Consider the following 15545-nt stretch of genomic DNA (forward strand, 5'->3'; position numbering starts at 1 on the left):
GCGCCAGGCTCCGCTCCAGCCCCACCACGCGCCCCGAGGGCCCCACCGCCAGTGACGCCACCATCGCGTCCTGCGCCAAGCCCAACGTGCAGTCCAGCACCGCGTCTCCGGCGCGAAGCTCGGCCACCCGAACGAAGGCATCCGGCTCCCCCGCCCGCAGCCGCATCCGCCGCAGGTGCGCCATGCCCGCGTGGAACCCGAACGAGCCCTCCGCGTCCCACAGCGTCACGCCGTCACCGCCCACCACCAAAAGCGCCGCCGCCTTCGTCCCCAGCCACGGCGCCACGCTCTCCTTCGCGCGCCGAGGCAGGAAGGGCACACCCCACCGCGCCGCCACGGCCCGCGCCTCGCGCACCAGCGCCGCGTCCACCTTCGTGCTCGTCGTCACCGCCAGCGGTACCAGGGTCACCCTCCTGACTCGCATCCACCATGCCCGCAGCGAAGGAGCAACGGATTCCGCCATCCACGACGCTACACGGTCGGCTCGAGCGGCGTGGTGCCCGTGGACGGCCAGGCCACGGGCGCGGATTGGCGCACGGCCCCGCTCTGGGGCATCGGCCTGACGGCGGGCGTCAGCGGCGGCGAGGGCCAGGCGGCGCGCAACAACTTCGCCAACATGAACAGCACGGACCGCAACGCGCGGCTGGCGTTCCTGCGCTCGCTGCAATCCGCTGAAGGCAACGCCCGGGGGCCGCGCGTCATGGGCGGCCCCCGGCTGCATCAGGGACTCAGGACGCGTTCGCCGCCTTCAGCTGCTTGCGTCCCCCCTGCATGATGTCCACGGTGACGGACTGGTTCCGGCCGTTGCGCTTCGAGTGGTAGAGGCACTGGTCGGCCAGGTCGATGAGCTGCTGCTTCTCCATGGCGCTGTCGGGGAAGGTGGCGATGCCCAGCGACATGGTGATCTTCAGCGGCCCCATCTCCGTCTGGAAAGTCTCCGCCTTCACGGCCTCACGGATGCGCTCGGAGATGGTGAAGGCGCCCTTGGCGTCCGTCTCCGGCATGATGATGACGAACTCCTCGCCGCCGTAGCGGGCGACGATGTCCGTGTCGCGCGCCATCGTCTTGATGATGCGGGCCACGCCCTTGAGCACCTGGTCGCCCGTCGGGTGGCCGTAGGTGTCGTTGACGCTCTTGAAGTGGTCCACGTCCGTGAGGATGAGCGAGAACTTGCGCTGGTAGCGCCGGGACTGGGCCAGCACCTCGTCCGCCTTCGCCTGGAAGGTGCGGTGGTTGTACAGGCCGGTGAGGCCGTCCGTGGTGGCCATGCGCTCCATCTGCTCGTAGAGCTGCGCGCGCAGCACCGCCTGCGCGGCCTGGATGGCGATGACCTCAATCATCCGCAGCACGTCCTGCTCGAACGCGGCCTTCTTGCGCGAGCCGGCCACCAGCGTGCCCAGGATGCGGTCCCCCGCAACCAGCGGGAAGATCTTCAGCGCCCCCAGGCCGCGAATCTGCGTCTCGTCGTCGAAGATGATCTGCCGGTCCATGGCCTTGATGTCGCGGCCCGGCAGCGGCGCCCCGTAGCGGACCACGTTGGCCACCAGCCCGTTGTTGTCCTCGAAGCTCTGGCCAGACAGCGCCTGGCCCTGCGCCGTCACGCCGGACATGCGCACCACGCGGTGCATGCGCTTGCCGTCGACCTCGGACACCAGCGTCACCGCGCAGAAGTCCAGGCCCGCCAACTGCCGGGTGCTCTCCAGCACCGCCACGAACACCTGGTCCGGGCTGCCCGCGCGGTTGAGCTCCTCGATGGCGCGGAAGAACCGGTCCTTCTCGTCGCGCGTCTTGCGGATGTAGCTCATCACCCGCTCCACCTCGATGGAGCGCAGCACCTCACCGGCGATGGTGGAGAGCAGCTTTTCGTCCTGGTCGCTGAAGGGCTCGTTCGCCAGCCGGTCCGCCACCAGCACGCCGCGCACCAGGCCGCTGGCCTCCAGGATGGGCACCGCGAGCAGCGCCTGCACCGCGGGGCCGCCGCCCTCGTAGTGCGTCACGCCCTTGAGCCCGTTCGGCGAGTTCATCCGCACCGGGGCGCGGCGCTTGAGCACGCCGCCGATGATGCCCTCCCCCGCGTTGAAGCGCTCGCGCTGCACGCGCTCAGAGCCGGAGCGGCAGTCGTACAGCTTGAGGCTCCGGTCATCCGACGTGAGCAGGAACGCGGCGCAGGTGTACGTGCGCAGGCCCGTCTCCGCGATTTCGAGCGCGGCCTGCACGGCGCCTTCGATCTCCTTCACCGAGGCCACCAGCCACTTCTCGTCCGAGCTCATCCCACTGAAGCTGTCCTGCGTACCGGACGACACCAGCCGGAAGGTGCGCGCCCGCTCCTCCACCTCGCGGATGCGCTTTTGCACCGCGTCGCTCTCCGCCCGGCGCGCGGCGGCGATGCGTGCCGCCAGCACCAGGTGGTAGAGGCCGGAGAACAGGGCCAGGAAGGCCGCGTGTGTCAGGTAGCCCGTGGCGTTGGGCACCGGACCGCCCAGGGTCACCAGCGCGTCGTACACCAGCGCCACGCCCAGCAGCGTGAGGCCCGCGTTGCGCGGCAGGAAGGCCACCAGGAACGCCATCAGCAGGTAGACGATGGGGAACAAGTCCCCGCCGCCAATCGCCACCACGACGAAGGCCGCGGAGATGAGCGAGCCGCCCAGGTCCAGGTCATCGCGCAGGTCGACGACGGCGCCCACCGCGCCGCGCATGGCCCGGCGCCAGGCGGCCACGGCGATGCCCACCAGGAGGCATCCCACCAGGGCCGCCTCGGTCCACCCCAGGGTGTTCAGCCCCCGGAAGCCGCCGCGCGCCAGGTGGATGAACGTGGCGAGCGAGGCCGCGGCGGGAATGGACCGGACCGCGAGACGCAGCAACCTTCCGGGAGACGGAAACTCGGGAAGCGACGTCATGGGGACTCCAGGTGGAAGACAATCTCGCCCGGCTTCACGAAGCCGAGCTCCTCACGCACGGCGCGCTCCAGCGCGGCCGGGTCCTTGCGCAGTGCGGCAATCTCATTGCGCAGGGCCTCATTCTGAGCGGACAGGGTGCGGTTGCGGGCCTGCACCGACTCCACGTCCTGCCGGAGCGAGAGGTAGCGGCGGAAGCCCTTCGCGTCCACGACGGACACGAGGCTCAGGGCCGCAGCCAGCCCTACCGCCACCAACAGGAACTTTCGCCTCGCCGTCATGAACGCGGAGGACCGTACCAGTGGCCCCCTGCCCCGCAAGATTTCCGCTCCAGGCCTGTAGCAATGCCGGGGAACTACTCGGGCTGGGTCAGGAGCTTCTCCACGGCCTTCGCCATATCGGCGTGGGATTCCACGCCATGCCAGCCGGCCACGGCCCGGCCCCGGCGGTCCAACAGCACGGTGGTGGGCAGGCCCTGGATGGCCCCGAAGGCGCTGTGGCCTTCAATCATCGCCTGGTTCGCGACCAGCACCGGGTAGCGCAACGCATAGTGGTCCGCGAAGGGGGCCAGGACCTTCTCCCCTTCTAGGTCCATGCCCACCGCCACCACCTGGAAGCCCCGGGGGCCGTAGTCCTTCTGGAGCGCCTCCAGCGTGGGCATCTCCGCCAGGCACGGGAAGCACCACGTCGCGAAGAACGAGACGAGCACCACCTTCCCGTCCAGCGCGCGCACGTCATGCGGCGTGGGCCCCACCGACGGCAGCGCCAGCGCGTTGAGGAAGGCATACCCCGCGTCCACCGGCCGGGTGCCCCGGCAGCCGGCCAGCGCCACCAGCGCCACGACGGCACCCCGTAGCAGCACGCGGGACATGGCGATCAGGCCTCCGAGGCGGCCGGCCCGGCCCGCTGACAGTCACGACACAGGCCGTACAGCTCCATCTTGTGCGACGTCACCTTGAAGCCGTGCTTGCGGGCCACGGCGTCCTGGAGCGCCTCGATGCGCTCGTTCTCGAACTCGATGATGGTGCCGCAGCGCGTACAGACCAGGTGGTCATGGTGGTCGCGCCCCGCGGCCGCCTCGTAGCGCGTCTGCCCGTCCCCGAAGTTGCGCGCGTGGGCCAGGCCGCACTCGCTGAGCAGCTTCATGGTCCGGTACACGGTGGCGACGGACACCTTGGTGTCCTGTTCACGCACCTTGTTCCACAGCTCCTCCACCGACAGGTGGCCTCCCACCGCGAAGAACGTGTCGATGATGAGGCTGCGCTGCCGCGTGCTCTTCAGGCCGTGCTGGGCCATGTAGCGGGCAAGCACCTCGTCCTTGTCCGGGTCGTCGTGGTGATGGCTGTGACTGTTGCTCATGTAAAAAACCCTTCAAAGTCGCCGCGGGTCCGCGCCATGCCTCGGGCGCACTTGGGTGGAGGCCCGCGCTGCCTCGCCCTCCGCTCTTGTTGTAACCAATTCGGCCAACTCTCGCGACCCGGCCATTTCCCAACAAAGGCGCCCCGCCGGAGAAGAAAACGTCACCGGCAGGTGTTGGCCTCCGGACGCGGCGGGCCTGATACTCCGGTCCCATCCTCCCCGCAACGCTTGGCGTGCGGCCCTGGGGAGCGCCTCCCCTCCCGTCCGCTCGCCCCCGCGACTTGCATTCGCCGTAGGCTGTTTAGATTGGAATCGGACTGGCTCATTGACACCTGTCTGTGGGCGAAGATAGAGGCATCCGCCCTCGTAAACGAGCATTTTTCCGCGACATTCATGAACAGTCCCTGGCAGAGAAGACGACAGCCCGACGACGTCCCCACCCCCGTGGCGGTTGCCGTCTCGGACTTCTGCCGGCGCGCGAAGGCACCCGCCCCGGCACCCGAGGTCCGCGAGGCGCTGGCCCTCCTCGCCGAGGCTGATGATTTCCGCGTCCGTGCACTGACGGACGGCGAACCCGAGGCGTCCCCTCTGGGGCCCTTCGCCGTCGTCGACATCCTCAACGGCACCCAGGCCTCCGTGGCCGCGCAGCGTCAAGCGTGCGGCTTCTACGAGGTCGCCCGCGAGCTGGCGCACGTGCGCGAGCAGAAGACGCCACCGCCCGCGCCGGCTCCCGCCGAGCCCCCCCTCACCTTCGCCCCGCCGCCCGCCGCGGACGCGTCCGCCGGGAAGAAGGGTGGCAAGGCCGCGAAGGAGGACCTGGAGGCCACCGTCAAGGAGCGCATCGCCCCGCGAAAGCGCGCCCCCACGGAGGACACCCTGGGCTCGCCCGCCGACTTCGCCGAGGAGCCCGCCCTCTCGCGCAGGGACCTGCCGCGCCCCCGGGGCCGGTTCACCCGCGTGGAGGCGCCGCGCGCGTCCTTCATGGAGCTGACGCGCCTGACCGGCAAGCCCGTCGTGGAGGCCGCCATGGAGGCCGCCGACCACCGCTTCGCGCTGCTGCGGGCCCTGTCCCAGCGCTTCAATGGCGCGCGGGGCGAGCTGACGCAGGTGGATCTGGAGAACGTGCTCCGGGACCACGGGCTGATGGATGCGATGGTGGAGAAGGAGCGCCGCCAGGTGCTGGACGGCTTCACCACCCAGCGGGGCGCCGCCGGCCGCGTGGCCTGGGCCCTGGGCCTGAGCCCGTCGGAGCTGCAGCGGCTGGTCTCCATGCTGTCGCTGACGGAGGACGTGGAGGGCCTGCGCGAACGCTTCCGCCGCGAGGCCCTGGCCACGCCCCACCTGACGCACCGGCTGGACCTGCTCGGGCGCGAGAAGTACCTGACCGACCTGGGCATCCAGAAGAAGTTCGCCGACACGCTCCGCAAGGAACTGGAGCGGCTCGTCGGCGACGTCCTGCACGATGCCGGAGACCTGCACGAACTGGCGGATGCCGTTGCCCGCAAGCACGGCGCCCCGTCCGAGCTCGTCTTCCGCGCCTTCGAGCGATTGGGACTGGCGGATGGACTGCGCAAGCAGTTGCTGGCCGGCTCCCGCTGACTCAACACCCTGACGAGGCACTGAGAACCATGCCCATCTACGAGTACTCCTGCCAGAGCTGTGGAAAGATGATCGACGTGCTGCAGAAGATCTCCGACCCTGCCCCTGCCACGTGCAGCGCGTGCGGCGCCGAGGGGTCGATGACCAAGGTCGTCAGCCGCTCGAGCTTCGTCCTCAAGGGCGGGGGTTGGTACTCCGACCTGTACAGCTCCACCAAGAAGGACGGCAGCAGCTCGTCGTCGAGCAGCAGCTCCTCCTCGTCGTCGAGCGCATCCTCGGCGGCCAGCAGCGCGCCCAGCACGCCCGCTCCGGCCCCTGCGCCGGCGGCCTCGGGCGACAAGAAGTAACCCCCAGGCCCGCGCCCACCCGGGCCGGGCCCGCCGAAAATTCGCTCCGGGCATGGGAGCGGCGCACACTCACGCCCCGTGCCCTTCCCCCCCTCCAAGCGTCCTCCCCGTCAGTGCGCGCTGTGTGGCCATCCAGAGCTGACGGACACCCGCGGGCTCGGCCGTTTCCTGCTCGTCGCGGATCCCCATGGCCGCGGCCCCATCTGCCCGCCCCAGCGCGGATGCCGCGGCGGCAAGCGCGAGGCGATGGAGCCATCCCCGCTGACGCAGCCGGCCCGGTGAGCTAATCAGGACACCTGCCGCGCCCTGTCCCCGCGGAGGTGCCATGCCGCTCGCCTCATTCCGAATCCTGTCCCTGTCCATGCTGACCGTGCTTGGCGCGGGCTGTGCGTCCCAGACGCGCATGCCGCCCGAGGCGCGGACCTCCCTCAACCAGACGCTCTCCGGCCCGGAGGCGGAGCAGTACCTCCGCGTCTCCAGCAACGTCACGCCGCTCTTCGGAGACGCCTCCAAGCGCCTGCTGACGCCCTACGCCCCCGAGGACGTCCGGCTCCTCGACGACACGAAGGGCGCCCCCATCAACCCGGGCGCCGTGGAGCGCGTGCTCCCCGCCGGGACGAAGCTGCGCATCACCCGCGTTGAGTTCCCCACCTCCTGGGTCATCACCGAGCGCGTCCTCTACAGCCCGCGCGCCTGGCCCTGGGTGTACCTCACGGAAGCCGGCGCCCCCGCCAACGCGCCGCCGCTCATCCTGGTGATGCCGCCCAACCTGGAGCGCCCGGAGGACTTCCGCACGGAGCTGGAGAAGTACCTGTCCGCGCGGGACTTGAAGCCCACCCTGGACGCGCTGCCGCCCGCGGTGCAGGAGGCCGTGCGTGAGAAGCGACTGGTGGCCAACATGTCCATGGACGCGGCCCGCATGGCCTGGGGCCCGCCGGAGACGGTGCGGCGCTCCCTGGAAGGCACGGCCAGGCACGAGGAGTGGATCTACCCCGGTGGCCGCCGCCGCGCCTTCTTCACGGACGGACGCCTCGCGCGCGCCGAGGAAGGCGGCAACCCGGTCGCCCCCTGAGCTGACTTCGGTGAGCGCCGGCTAACGACGGCGGCGCTTGCCACCACCACCCCGGCCGCCACCACCGGACTTGCGCGCGGCCTGGGCCTCTCCCGGGCGCGTGAGCCGGGGAAGGTCGCCGGCCATCACCGGCCAGAAATCACCCTTCTGCAGCTCGGCCACCAGTTCGGCCTGCGTCTGCACGGGCCGCTTGAAGAGCGTGGCGCCCCGGCCGACCTCGTCGAGCGAACCCCGGGCGTCACTGCCTCCCACACAGGGAAGCTTCAGCGCCGCGGCGGCCTCCACGGCCAGGTCATTGGACGTCTGCTTCACCCGGGCGTTGTAGCCCTCCACGGCGCTCAGCACGCCGAGGGAGCGGATGAAGTCCATGGCCGGATTCTGCGAGTCCCGGTCATAGGGCCGCGCGGCGACGATGGCGGCACCCAGGGCCTTCACCTTGGGGAGGCACTCGGCGGCGCTCCACGGCTTCTCGCGGTTGCTGCCCCACATCTGCACCGGCTCCGGGGCCAGCTCCGGCTTCGGGAAGAAGCACAGGTACTGTCCACGATCCGTCACCAGCTCCAGCCCGACGAAGACCTTGAGCTTCGACTTCGCGCCAATCTCGAAGAGCTCGTCGCAGCCGTCCTGGGTGTTCGTCTCGGTGAAGGCCACACCGTCCAGGCCGAACAAGGCGGCCCGCTCCAGCACGGCGCGAGGGTCCAGCTCGCAACCCTTGGACAGGTGGGAATGGGCGTGCATGTCGATGAGCATGGGCGCTGCTCCCTAACAGGCTCCCCCGAGCCCTGTCGAGCCTGCAACGCCCTGCCCGCGGCTCAGGCGAACGCGTAGGACTGGAAGGTACCCTGGGTGGCCTGGGTGTTCTTCTCCTCGTAGGTGCGGATGAGGTACCCCATCAGCATCAGCGAGGACGTGTTCTCCAGCACCCGGGACGGGTCCTTGGAGATGAGGTTCGCACTGTAATTGAGGAAGAACTGGGCCAGCTCTTCACCTGCCTCCTTGACGATGAGCGCATTCAGCGCGGAGGGCTCCATCGTCCGGATGGTGTTGATGAAGTCTACGGCCAGGTCCTTCTTGGTCTTCATGTCCACGGGCCTTCCCCCTTCCCCACTCCGCCACCACTCGCGGCCCTCTGCCACGAGCGCCCCACGCAATCCGGTGCGACCCGAGCAACATAGGCACGGGCGGGAGACTGCAAACCCCCAGGCATGGACGATCAACATCCCCACAACAGGGAAGCCGGGTTTTTGACACCCCGGAACGGCGCGTGCGATAACTTCCTATTGTCCTGAATCAGCACCGCACAAGGAGTGGCAGGCGATGTTCACGGGCGTGAAGGTCTTCTCCGCCACCAAGGCGAAGGAGCGCGAGGAGCTGGGTGAGAACGTCACCCGCTGGCTGAAGAGCAACTCCGACCTGGAGATTGTGGACCGGGTCGTGTGTCAGTCATCCGACAACGAATTCCACTGCTACACTCTCGTGCTTTTCTACAAGCACGGCAAGAGCGAGCAGGCGGCCCCTCAGTCCTGAGTGGGATGCGCCGGCGGTAGGGGGACGGCCCACCCCTCCACCGGAACATCCCAACCTGTTACTCCTGGTGGGGCACGTAGACAGCGACGCCGCGCGGCGGGACGACAAGCACCGTCTCCGTGCCGGCGAGCTGCAGCGTCTGCCCGGAGAAAATGTCCACGTAGGTGCCGCTGCTCGCGGCCAGGCTTCCCATCAACTCCAACACCACTGAGCGCTCCAGGGCGCTCCGGTTGATGGCCACCAGAGCACCCTTCCCGTTCGGCAGATCGCGCTGGAACACGTAGAGGTCGTCCTCCACGCGCAGGGTCCGCCGCGCGCCCGTCTGCAGCGCCTCGTGCGCCCGGCGCGCCTGCCCCAGCTTCCGCACGAAGTCGAGCAAGTCCCGCTCCAGCGGCGCAAGCGCGCTGCCGAAGCGCATGAAGCGGCGGTTGTCCGGATCATTCGCGCCCGGCAGGCCGACCTCGTCGCCGTAATACACCAGCGGCACGCCCGGCTGCGTCAGCACGAAGGCGAAGCCGTACTTCATCTTCTCGAAGGCGGCCGGATCCGTCACCACCGTGGACGGGCGGTTGGGACCGAAGGGATCACTCCCTCCCTCGTGCAGTTGCCCCGCGGCCTGGGAGATGAAGCGCGCCACGTCGTGGTTGCCCAGAAAGGGCGAATTGAGCGTTCCCGGCACATAGGCCTCCTCGTTGGCGCGCACGGCGTCGTCCACACGCTGCAAGCCCTTGCCGTCCGCGAAGGCCTCGCGCACGGGCCAGTACAGGGGAAAGTCGAACTGGCCGTCCAGCTCCCGCGGGCTGATGTAACGGGCAATCTGTGGGCGCCCATCCGTGAAGACGTACGTCTCGCCCACCAGGTAGAACTCGGTGCCCGTCATCGCGGTGATGTCATTCAGCTTCCCGCGGATGGTGCGCCCGGCCACCTGCTCCATGTGCTTCACCGCGTCCATGCGGAAGCCGTCGAAGTCCGCCTGCTCCAGCCACCAGAGCGTGTCCGCGGCGAACTGGTCCACGAAGTCCGACGAGCGCCAGTTGAAATCCGGCAGGTAGTCCGTGAACTTGCAGGTGAGGCGCTTGGCGTCCCAGTCGCAGTCCTGCGTGCCACACACGCAACTGGCGGCGGTGTTGAACCAGCCGTCCCGCGCGTGGTTCGCCCAATATGGGTGCTCCTCGTGGACATGGTTGAGCACCAGGTCGGCGATGACGCGGATGCCCCGCTTGTGCGCGGCCGCCGTGAGCGCGCGCAGCTCCTCCAGCGAACCGAAGCGATGCTGCGTCTCGCGAGGCTTCGACGGCCAATAGCCGTGATAGCCGGTGTAGTACTTGCCACCGGTGCCGATGAAGCGCCCCTCGGGGTTCTGATCCACGGGGGAGATCCACAGCGTGCGGATGCCCAGCGCGTTGAAGTACCCCTCCTCCAGCTTCTGGGTGATGCCCGCGAAGTCCCCGCCAAGATAGTTGGCGATAGGGTCCACGTCCGCCACCGGCGCGTCGTTCTCCCGCCGACCATTGTGGAAGCGGTCCGTGAAAGCGAAGTACATCAGCCCCGAGTCCCAGCGGAAGCGCTCCGGCTCCACCCAGAACGGCAGGTAGAGCGACTCCGCCTCGCGGCCCTGGCTGTCCTTGGCCACCACCTTCACGTGGTGCTTGCCCTGCTCCAGTCCCTGCACGTTCAGGCTGAAACGGCCGGTGGCGGCGTCATAGGCGTCCGGCCGGGGCGTGCCGTCCAGCGACAGCACCATGCCCTCACCCGCCGGGCCAGCCTTGTCCGTCCCATCGAGGTAGGAGACGGCCACGTCCAGCGAGCCCTCGGGCGTCACCGTGAAGCGGTTCAGCTCCAGCACGGGCTGGCGGCAGTCCGGGACGATGACGCGCGAATATTCCTCCGCGCGAACCCAGCGCGAGTACGGGTTCTCCGGGTCCATCTCCTGCTTGTCGCCCACCACGAAGCGGTAGCCGTAGGCGCGCGGCTCCAGCCCTTCCAGGCGGAGCGTGAACACGCCGTCCCCCCGGTCGGTCATGGGCTGAGACAGGGAGGCGAAGTTGTTCCATTCCCCCATGACCTGAACAGTGCCCGCCACCGACTGCTGCGGTGCGTAGGTCAACGTCACGTCGCAGGTCCGGACTGGGATGGAGTCAGACTCGCCACATGCGGCTGCCGTCAGCAGCGCAGGGAGCGTCAGGCGTCGGGGAAGGCGGAAACGCTTCATGCGAGCCCCCTTGTACGGGAGGCGCGCTCGCTTTTCCAAGCCCCTGGCGGGGAGCCAGGGGCTCCAATGCGTCGAATCGTGGACGCCCGACCTAGCGGGCTTCGTATTCCTGCAGAATGCGCAGGACGGTGCTCGCGAGCGGATGGTCCGACGGGGCCAGCTCCAGGAAGCGGTGGTAGTGGCGAGCCCCCTCCTCGATTCGCCCCAGCTTCACCTCCACGGCACCCAGCAGCAGGTAGCACTCAGCATTGCCGGGCTCGAGCCGGGCGCACTCACGGGCGGAGTTCCGCGCGTCGGTGTACTTCCCCTCGCGCTGGAGGGCGCGCCCGGCGGTGAGCACCCGGTGCGCGGGCCCCACCGTCACCGGCGACACCGCCAGGGCGTTGCCCGCCTCGCCCAGCAACACCACCTGGGCCTGCCGCGTCTGTCCTCGAACGCCCGTGCCAGCCGCGTGAACGACCTTGCCGCTCCGCGCCCCGGAGACCGGACGCGCCATGCTGGAATGCCCGGCCGCGACCTCGACTGCGTCATCCGGCGTGTCGGCGTTTCCCGACACCTCGTCGTCATCCGCGTTCTCGACCATGGCCTCGGAGGCCCGCGGAGGCACCTCCTCCGCGGCCTGGGGCTTCGAGGGCGCGGCCACGGGTGGAGCGGGAGGCAACGTGGGCGGAATGATCCGCTGCGCCACCGGCGGCCCAGGCGCGCGCGCCTCTTCCTTGGCGGCAGCCAGCAAGTCGGAGCCCACCTGCGTCACCGCCACCACGGCGAGCACCGCGGCCACCACCAGGCCGACACCGGCCACCCACTGGGAGCTGCTGCTGCCTTCGGCGAACAGGCCCACCCGCGTCGCACGCGGCGCGGGAGCCCCCTTCTCCGCGTCGTCCACCTCGACGGGCCCGCTCTCCTCGGTGCGGTAGTCCGGCTCCAGGCCCAGCGCTGGCACACCGTGCTGCGTGGGCGCGGGCAGCGGGGGCGCCTCGCGCCAGATGGACATCTCCTCCGAGAAGGAGGCCGGCACCCGGACATCCATCCCGAGCGCCTCCAGGTCCGGGCGGTACAGCTCCCGCAGCAGGTACCCCACGGACATGGGCGAAAAGCGCGGGGTGGTCGAGTAGAGGAACCCGGCCAGGGCATCCCCGAGCGCATGGGCGGACTCGAAACGGGAATCCTTCTGGAGCGCGAGCGCCTGCTGGATGATGGCATCCAGCGCCACCGGGATGTCGGGCCGCACCTGTCGCGGCGAGGGCAGCGGCTGGCCGCTGTTCAATCGCCGCAACACCGTGTGGACCTGACCCTCCAGCGGCAGCCGGCCGCAGAGCATCTGGAACAGCACCACGCCGGTGGCCCAGACGTCCGTGCGGGCATCCACCGCTTCCCCGCGCGCCTGCTCCGGCGAGAAGAACAGGTACTTCCCCTTCACCACGCCGGGCTCGGTGTTGAAGCTGCGCAGGGAGCGCGCCTTCGCGATGCCGAAATCGACGATCTTGACCTGCCCCTCGTAGCCGATGAGGACGTTGTCGGGGGAGATGTCGCGATGGACGATGCCCAGCGGCTCGCCCTTTTCGTCACTGCGAGTATGGGCGTAGTGCAGGCCGCGGCACATCTCCATGGCGATGAAGACGGCGATGGGCACTGGCAGGGCGTGGAAGCCGGAGCGCAGCGCCCGCTTCAGGATGCGGTTCAGCGGATGGCCTTCCACCAGCTCCATGGCCAGGAAGTACTGCCCGTCCACCTTCCCGAAGTCGAAGACCTGGGCAATGGCCCCGTGCGACAGCGTGGCGGAGATGCGCGCCTCGCTGATGAACATGGACACGAAGGCTTCGTCGTTGGCGTACTCCGGGAGCACCTTCTTGATGAGCACGGACTTGGTGACGCCCGCCGCGCCCCGGAGCCGGGCGCGCCACGTCTCCGCCATGCCGCCCTGGCCGACCCGCTCTTGAAGTTCATACCGGCCGAATCGTTCTCGTGGCGCACTTGCCATCGCGGGTGACACCCCCTTTCAAACCTTACCGCATAACCCGGGAATGCGGAGGCAAACCCCTGCAAGGCGGCTGTGATATCGTCCGCGCCGTGGCGAGTCTGGGAGATGAGGACGGGGACGACGAGCTGGTCCGCACCGATGCGTTGCCGGCCATTCGTGTCCAACGGGTGCGTACCCGGTTGGTGGTGTTGTCGGGTCCGGACGCTGGCCGCGACTGGCCGCTGATGCCGGGACGCTATCGCGTGGGGTCGGGCCGGGATGCGGACATCCTCCTGTCGGACCGGGCGGTGTCGCGCCAGCACCTCATCCTCGAGGTGAACGAGAGTGGCGTGCGCGCGGTGGACCCGGGCTCGCGCAATGGGTCCTATTGCGAAGGCATGCGCTTCCAGGAGCTGGAGGTGCGCACGGGCGCGGTCCTCAAGCTGGGCACCACCGAGCTGAAGCTGATGCCGGAGAGCGAGCGGCCCCGGGCGCGCCCGCTGTCCGCGCGCAGCGCCTTCGGCTCACTGGTGGGAAACAGCCGCCGCATGCGGGAGCTCTTCACGCTGCTGGAGCGGCTGTCCGCGGGTGAGTCGGACGTGCTCATCCAGGGCGAGACGGGCACGGGCAAGGAGCTGTGCGCGGAGGCCATCCACACGCACAGCCCTCGGGCCCGGGGACCTTTCGTCATCGCCGACCTGGCGGGCATCGCCCCCTCGCTGCTGGAGAGCGAGCTCTTCGGACACGTGAAAGGCGCCTTCACGGGTGCGCACTCCGACCGCGCGGGCGCCTTCGAGCGCGCCCACGGCGGCACGCTCTTCCTGGACGAAGTCGGCGAACTGCCGCTGGAAGTCCAACCCCGCTTGCTGCGCGCGCTGGAGCGCCGGCAGGTGAAGCGCGTGGGCTCCAACGACTACCGCACCTTTGACGTGCGCGTCGTCGCGGCCACGCACCAGGACCTGGAGGGCTCGGTGCAGGCCGGGCGCTTCCGTGGTGACCTCTTCCACCGGCTCGCGGTGCTCCGCGTCGGCCTTCCGCCGCTGCGGGAGCGACTGGAAGACGTGCCGCTGCTCGTCGATACGGTGCTGCAACGGATGGGACGTCCGCCCAGCGCGCTGTCGGACCAGACGCGCGCCCTGCTCGCGCAGTACCCGTGGCCGGGCAACGTGCGCGAGCTGCGCAACGTGGTGGACCGGGTGGTGAACCTGGGCGACGAGGCCCTGCCGGACATCCCGGACCTGCCTTCCCCCGCCGAGGACCCCACCACCCTGCCGCCGCCTTCGGACGACCCGGAGAGCACGCGCCCCATCTCCCTGGACCTCCCCTTCAAGGAAGCCAAGGACCGCATCATCGAAGGCTTCGAGCGCGACTACCTGCGCGCCCTCATCGACCGCTGCGAGGGCAACGTGTCCCGCGCGGCCCGCGAGGCGGGCATCGACCGCGTGTACCTGCGCAAGCTGCTGCGCAAGCACGGCCTGGACACATCACCGGCGTAAGTGGGTGTGGGCCTCCAGGCCCCCTGCTTTCGCGGCGACATCCGCAGGATCGCGTGGCCGGATGTTTCCGGGCCGGGTCATTACGTGTCGAACGGCCCGGCATTCCAGCGGGCCCTATTCCGGGACGTGCCGACCATGACTATTCGCTCGCGCCTACGCTCGACCCTGTTGGCCCTGCTACCCATCGCCCTGCTCCCGCTGATGGCGTGTGGTAGCAACGAGGGCAAGGTCACCCTGCTTCTGACCGACGCACCGGGAGACGACATCCGCACCGCTGTCGTCACCATCTCCGAAATCTATCTGCAAGGCGGCGACGGCGAAGGTGGCCGCGTGGTGCTGCGCGATACCCCCGCCACCGTGAGCTTGCTGGAGCTCGCCAACTCCACGTCCGAACTGGTGTCTGACGCGGTGGTCCCCAATGGCGACTACTCCGAGATTCGCTTCGTCATCACCGGTGGCTACATCGAGGTGGCGAATGAGGACGGCGCGTCGACCGTGTTCGCGTCGTCAGCCGACTACGCCGGCCTGCCCGAGGGCACGCAGGTGGACGGCCAACTTCACATGCCCAGCTTCGGCACGTCCGGGCTGAAGGTGAAGTTCTCCGAGAAGCTGACCATCGAAGGCGAGCAGAAGGTGCTGCTCGTGGACTTCGACGTCGGCCAGAGCTTTGGCAAGGAAGCCGGCAACGCGGGCAAGTGGGTGATGCATCCGGTCATCAAGGCCGCCGAGGTGACGGCCTCCGGCAGCATCCGCGTGACGGCGGACACGGCCCCGACGGTGACGCTGCCCGTGGTGGACGGCCATCAGGTGACGCTGGGCGACTTCAACGCGGTGATGACGAACGAGGCGGGCAGCAGTGAGCGGCTGGCGCTGACCGACGAGGATGGCGACGGCACCTACGAGGCGGTCTTCAAGTTCCTCATTCCGGGCACCTTCACGGTGCACCTCGAGCCGCCCTCCTTCGTCAGCGCCTCCACCACGCCCGACCAGCCGGTGACGGTGGAAGTGGGTTCGGGCCGCGACGTGGCGAGTCACTTCACGATTACGGGTGCGACCCAGCAGTAGCGCGGGCGCGACCT

Annotated in this window: 14 protein-coding genes and 2 pseudogenes; 7 read left to right on the plus strand and 9 right to left on the minus strand. The window is 69.3% G+C overall.

The window, feature by feature from the left end:
• A pseudogene (locus FL344_RS01210) lies at nucleotides 1-409 on the minus strand (protein-L-isoD(D-D) O-methyltransferase); the annotation flags it as partial.
• Between the two features lie 87 nt (nucleotides 410-496).
• Between FL344_RS01210 and FL344_RS39985 the strand changes: the two are divergent.
• Nucleotides 497-664 (plus strand): annotated as a pseudogene (locus FL344_RS39985) (di-heme oxidoredictase family protein); the annotation flags it as partial.
• Between the two features lie 64 nt (nucleotides 665-728).
• Here the strand turns inward: FL344_RS39985 and FL344_RS01220 are convergent.
• The 4 genes from FL344_RS01220 to FL344_RS01235 form a co-directional block, all read right to left on the minus strand.
• Nucleotides 729-2897 carry a diguanylate cyclase gene (locus FL344_RS01220; protein WP_141594622.1) on the minus strand — a complete coding sequence of 723 codons (2169 nt, stop codon included), beginning with the start codon at nucleotides 2895-2897 and terminating at the stop codon, nucleotides 729-731.
• On the minus strand, nucleotides 2894-3175 hold the full coding sequence (locus tag FL344_RS01225) for a septum formation initiator family protein (RefSeq protein WP_141594620.1): 282 nt from the start codon (nucleotides 3173-3175) through the stop codon (nucleotides 2894-2896). The genes FL344_RS01220 and FL344_RS01225 overlap by 4 nt, the downstream gene beginning before the upstream one ends.
• A gap of 74 nt (nucleotides 3176-3249) precedes the next feature.
• Entirely contained in the window at nucleotides 3250-3765 is a 516-nt protein-coding gene (locus FL344_RS01230; RefSeq protein ID WP_141617186.1) for a TlpA disulfide reductase family protein, read from the minus strand.
• 5 nt (nucleotides 3766-3770) lie between these two features.
• Nucleotides 3771-4253 (minus strand): Fur family transcriptional regulator, encoded by a 483-nt coding sequence (locus FL344_RS01235; RefSeq protein ID WP_186817827.1) that lies wholly within the window; start codon nucleotides 4251-4253, stop codon nucleotides 3771-3773.
• 444 nt (nucleotides 4254-4697) lie between these two features.
• Here FL344_RS01235 and FL344_RS01240 point away from each other — a divergent pair, with 444 nt between their 5' ends.
• The 3 genes from FL344_RS01240 (at nucleotide 4698) to FL344_RS01250 (ending at nucleotide 7271) form a co-directional block, all read left to right on the plus strand.
• Nucleotides 4698-5852, plus strand: coding sequence for a hypothetical protein (locus tag FL344_RS01240; RefSeq protein ID WP_228564672.1), 1155 nt, complete (start codon nucleotides 4698-4700; stop codon nucleotides 5850-5852).
• Between the two features lie 29 nt (nucleotides 5853-5881).
• A complete protein-coding gene (locus FL344_RS01245) occupies nucleotides 5882-6199 on the plus strand; it encodes an FmdB family zinc ribbon protein (RefSeq protein WP_141617188.1) in 318 nt (105 codons plus the stop codon).
• Between the two features lie 325 nt (nucleotides 6200-6524).
• Nucleotides 6525-7271 (plus strand): hypothetical protein, encoded by a 747-nt coding sequence (locus FL344_RS01250; RefSeq protein WP_141617189.1) that lies wholly within the window; start codon nucleotides 6525-6527, stop codon nucleotides 7269-7271.
• A gap of 21 nt (nucleotides 7272-7292) precedes the next feature.
• Here the strand turns inward: FL344_RS01250 and FL344_RS01255 are convergent, their stop codons facing one another.
• Both FL344_RS01255 and FL344_RS01260 read right to left on the minus strand, forming a co-directional pair.
• Complete coding sequence (locus FL344_RS01255; RefSeq protein WP_011553715.1) at nucleotides 7293-8021, minus strand: PHP domain-containing protein; 729 nt, start codon at nucleotides 8019-8021, stop codon at nucleotides 7293-7295.
• 62 nt (nucleotides 8022-8083) lie between these two features.
• Nucleotides 8084-8359: a hypothetical protein gene (locus FL344_RS01260; RefSeq protein WP_090492493.1), complete on the minus strand. Its 276-nt coding sequence runs from the start codon at nucleotides 8357-8359 to the stop codon at nucleotides 8084-8086.
• A 229-nt stretch (nucleotides 8360-8588) separates the two neighbouring features.
• Between FL344_RS01260 and FL344_RS01265 the strand changes: the two genes are divergently transcribed.
• Entirely contained in the window at nucleotides 8589-8798 is a 210-nt protein-coding gene (locus FL344_RS01265) for a hypothetical protein (protein WP_011553713.1), read from the plus strand.
• A 58-nt stretch (nucleotides 8799-8856) separates the two neighbouring features.
• Here the strand turns inward: FL344_RS01265 and FL344_RS01270 are convergent, their stop codons facing one another.
• A complete protein-coding gene (locus FL344_RS01270; protein ID WP_194862943.1) occupies nucleotides 8857-11010 on the minus strand; it encodes an alpha-amylase family glycosyl hydrolase in 2154 nt (717 codons plus the stop codon).
• Nucleotides 11011-11101: 91 nt separating this feature from the next.
• Nucleotides 11102-12991 carry a serine/threonine-protein kinase gene (locus FL344_RS01275; protein WP_228564673.1) on the minus strand — a complete coding sequence of 630 codons (1890 nt, stop codon included), beginning with the start codon at nucleotides 12989-12991 and terminating at the stop codon, nucleotides 11102-11104.
• Between the two features lie 89 nt (nucleotides 12992-13080).
• Here FL344_RS01275 and FL344_RS01280 point away from each other — a divergent pair, with 89 nt between their 5' ends.
• Both FL344_RS01280 and FL344_RS01285 read left to right on the plus strand, forming a co-directional pair.
• Entirely contained in the window at nucleotides 13081-14466 is a 1386-nt protein-coding gene (locus FL344_RS01280) for a sigma 54-interacting transcriptional regulator (protein WP_141590449.1), read from the plus strand.
• 135 nt (nucleotides 14467-14601) lie between these two features.
• A complete protein-coding gene (locus FL344_RS01285; protein ID WP_228564674.1) occupies nucleotides 14602-15531 on the plus strand; it encodes a DUF4382 domain-containing protein in 930 nt (309 codons plus the stop codon).
• Nucleotides 15532-15545 lie beyond the last annotated feature (14 nt).

It is taken from the genome of Myxococcus sp. AB036A, from assembly GCF_006547355.1.
Lineage (GTDB): Bacteria > Myxococcota > Myxococcia > Myxococcales > Myxococcaceae > Myxococcus > Myxococcus virescens.

Bases quoted from the DNA above. Each gene is read 5' to 3' on its own strand.
- FL344_RS01220 (WP_141594622.1), bottom strand. From the start codon at position 2,897: ATGACGTCGCTTCCCGAGTTTCCGTCTCCCGGAAGGTTGCTGCGTCTC.
- FL344_RS01225 (WP_141594620.1), bottom strand. From the start codon at position 3,175: ATGACGGCGAGGCGAAAGTTCCTGTTGGTGGCGGTAGGGCTGGCTGCG.
- FL344_RS01230 (WP_141617186.1), bottom strand. From the start codon at position 3,765: ATGTCCCGCGTGCTGCTACGGGGTGCCGTCGTGGCGCTGGTGGCGCTG.
- FL344_RS01235 (WP_186817827.1), bottom strand. From the start codon at position 4,253: ATGAGCAACAGTCACAGCCATCACCACGACGACCCGGACAAGGACGAG.
- FL344_RS01245 (WP_141617188.1), top strand. From the start codon at position 5,882: ATGCCCATCTACGAGTACTCCTGCCAGAGCTGTGGAAAGATGATCGAC.
- FL344_RS01250 (WP_141617189.1), top strand. From the start codon at position 6,525: ATGCCGCTCGCCTCATTCCGAATCCTGTCCCTGTCCATGCTGACCGTG.
- FL344_RS01255 (WP_011553715.1), bottom strand. From the start codon at position 8,021: ATGCTCATCGACATGCACGCCCATTCCCACCTGTCCAAGGGTTGCGAG.
- FL344_RS01265 (WP_011553713.1), top strand. From the start codon at position 8,589: ATGTTCACGGGCGTGAAGGTCTTCTCCGCCACCAAGGCGAAGGAGCGC.
- FL344_RS01270 (WP_194862943.1), bottom strand. From the start codon at position 11,010: ATGAAGCGTTTCCGCCTTCCCCGACGCCTGACGCTCCCTGCGCTGCTG.
- FL344_RS01275 (WP_228564673.1), bottom strand. From the start codon at position 12,991: ATGGCAAGTGCGCCACGAGAACGATTCGGCCGGTATGAACTTCAAGAG.
- FL344_RS01285 (WP_228564674.1), top strand. From the start codon at position 14,602: ATGACTATTCGCTCGCGCCTACGCTCGACCCTGTTGGCCCTGCTACCC.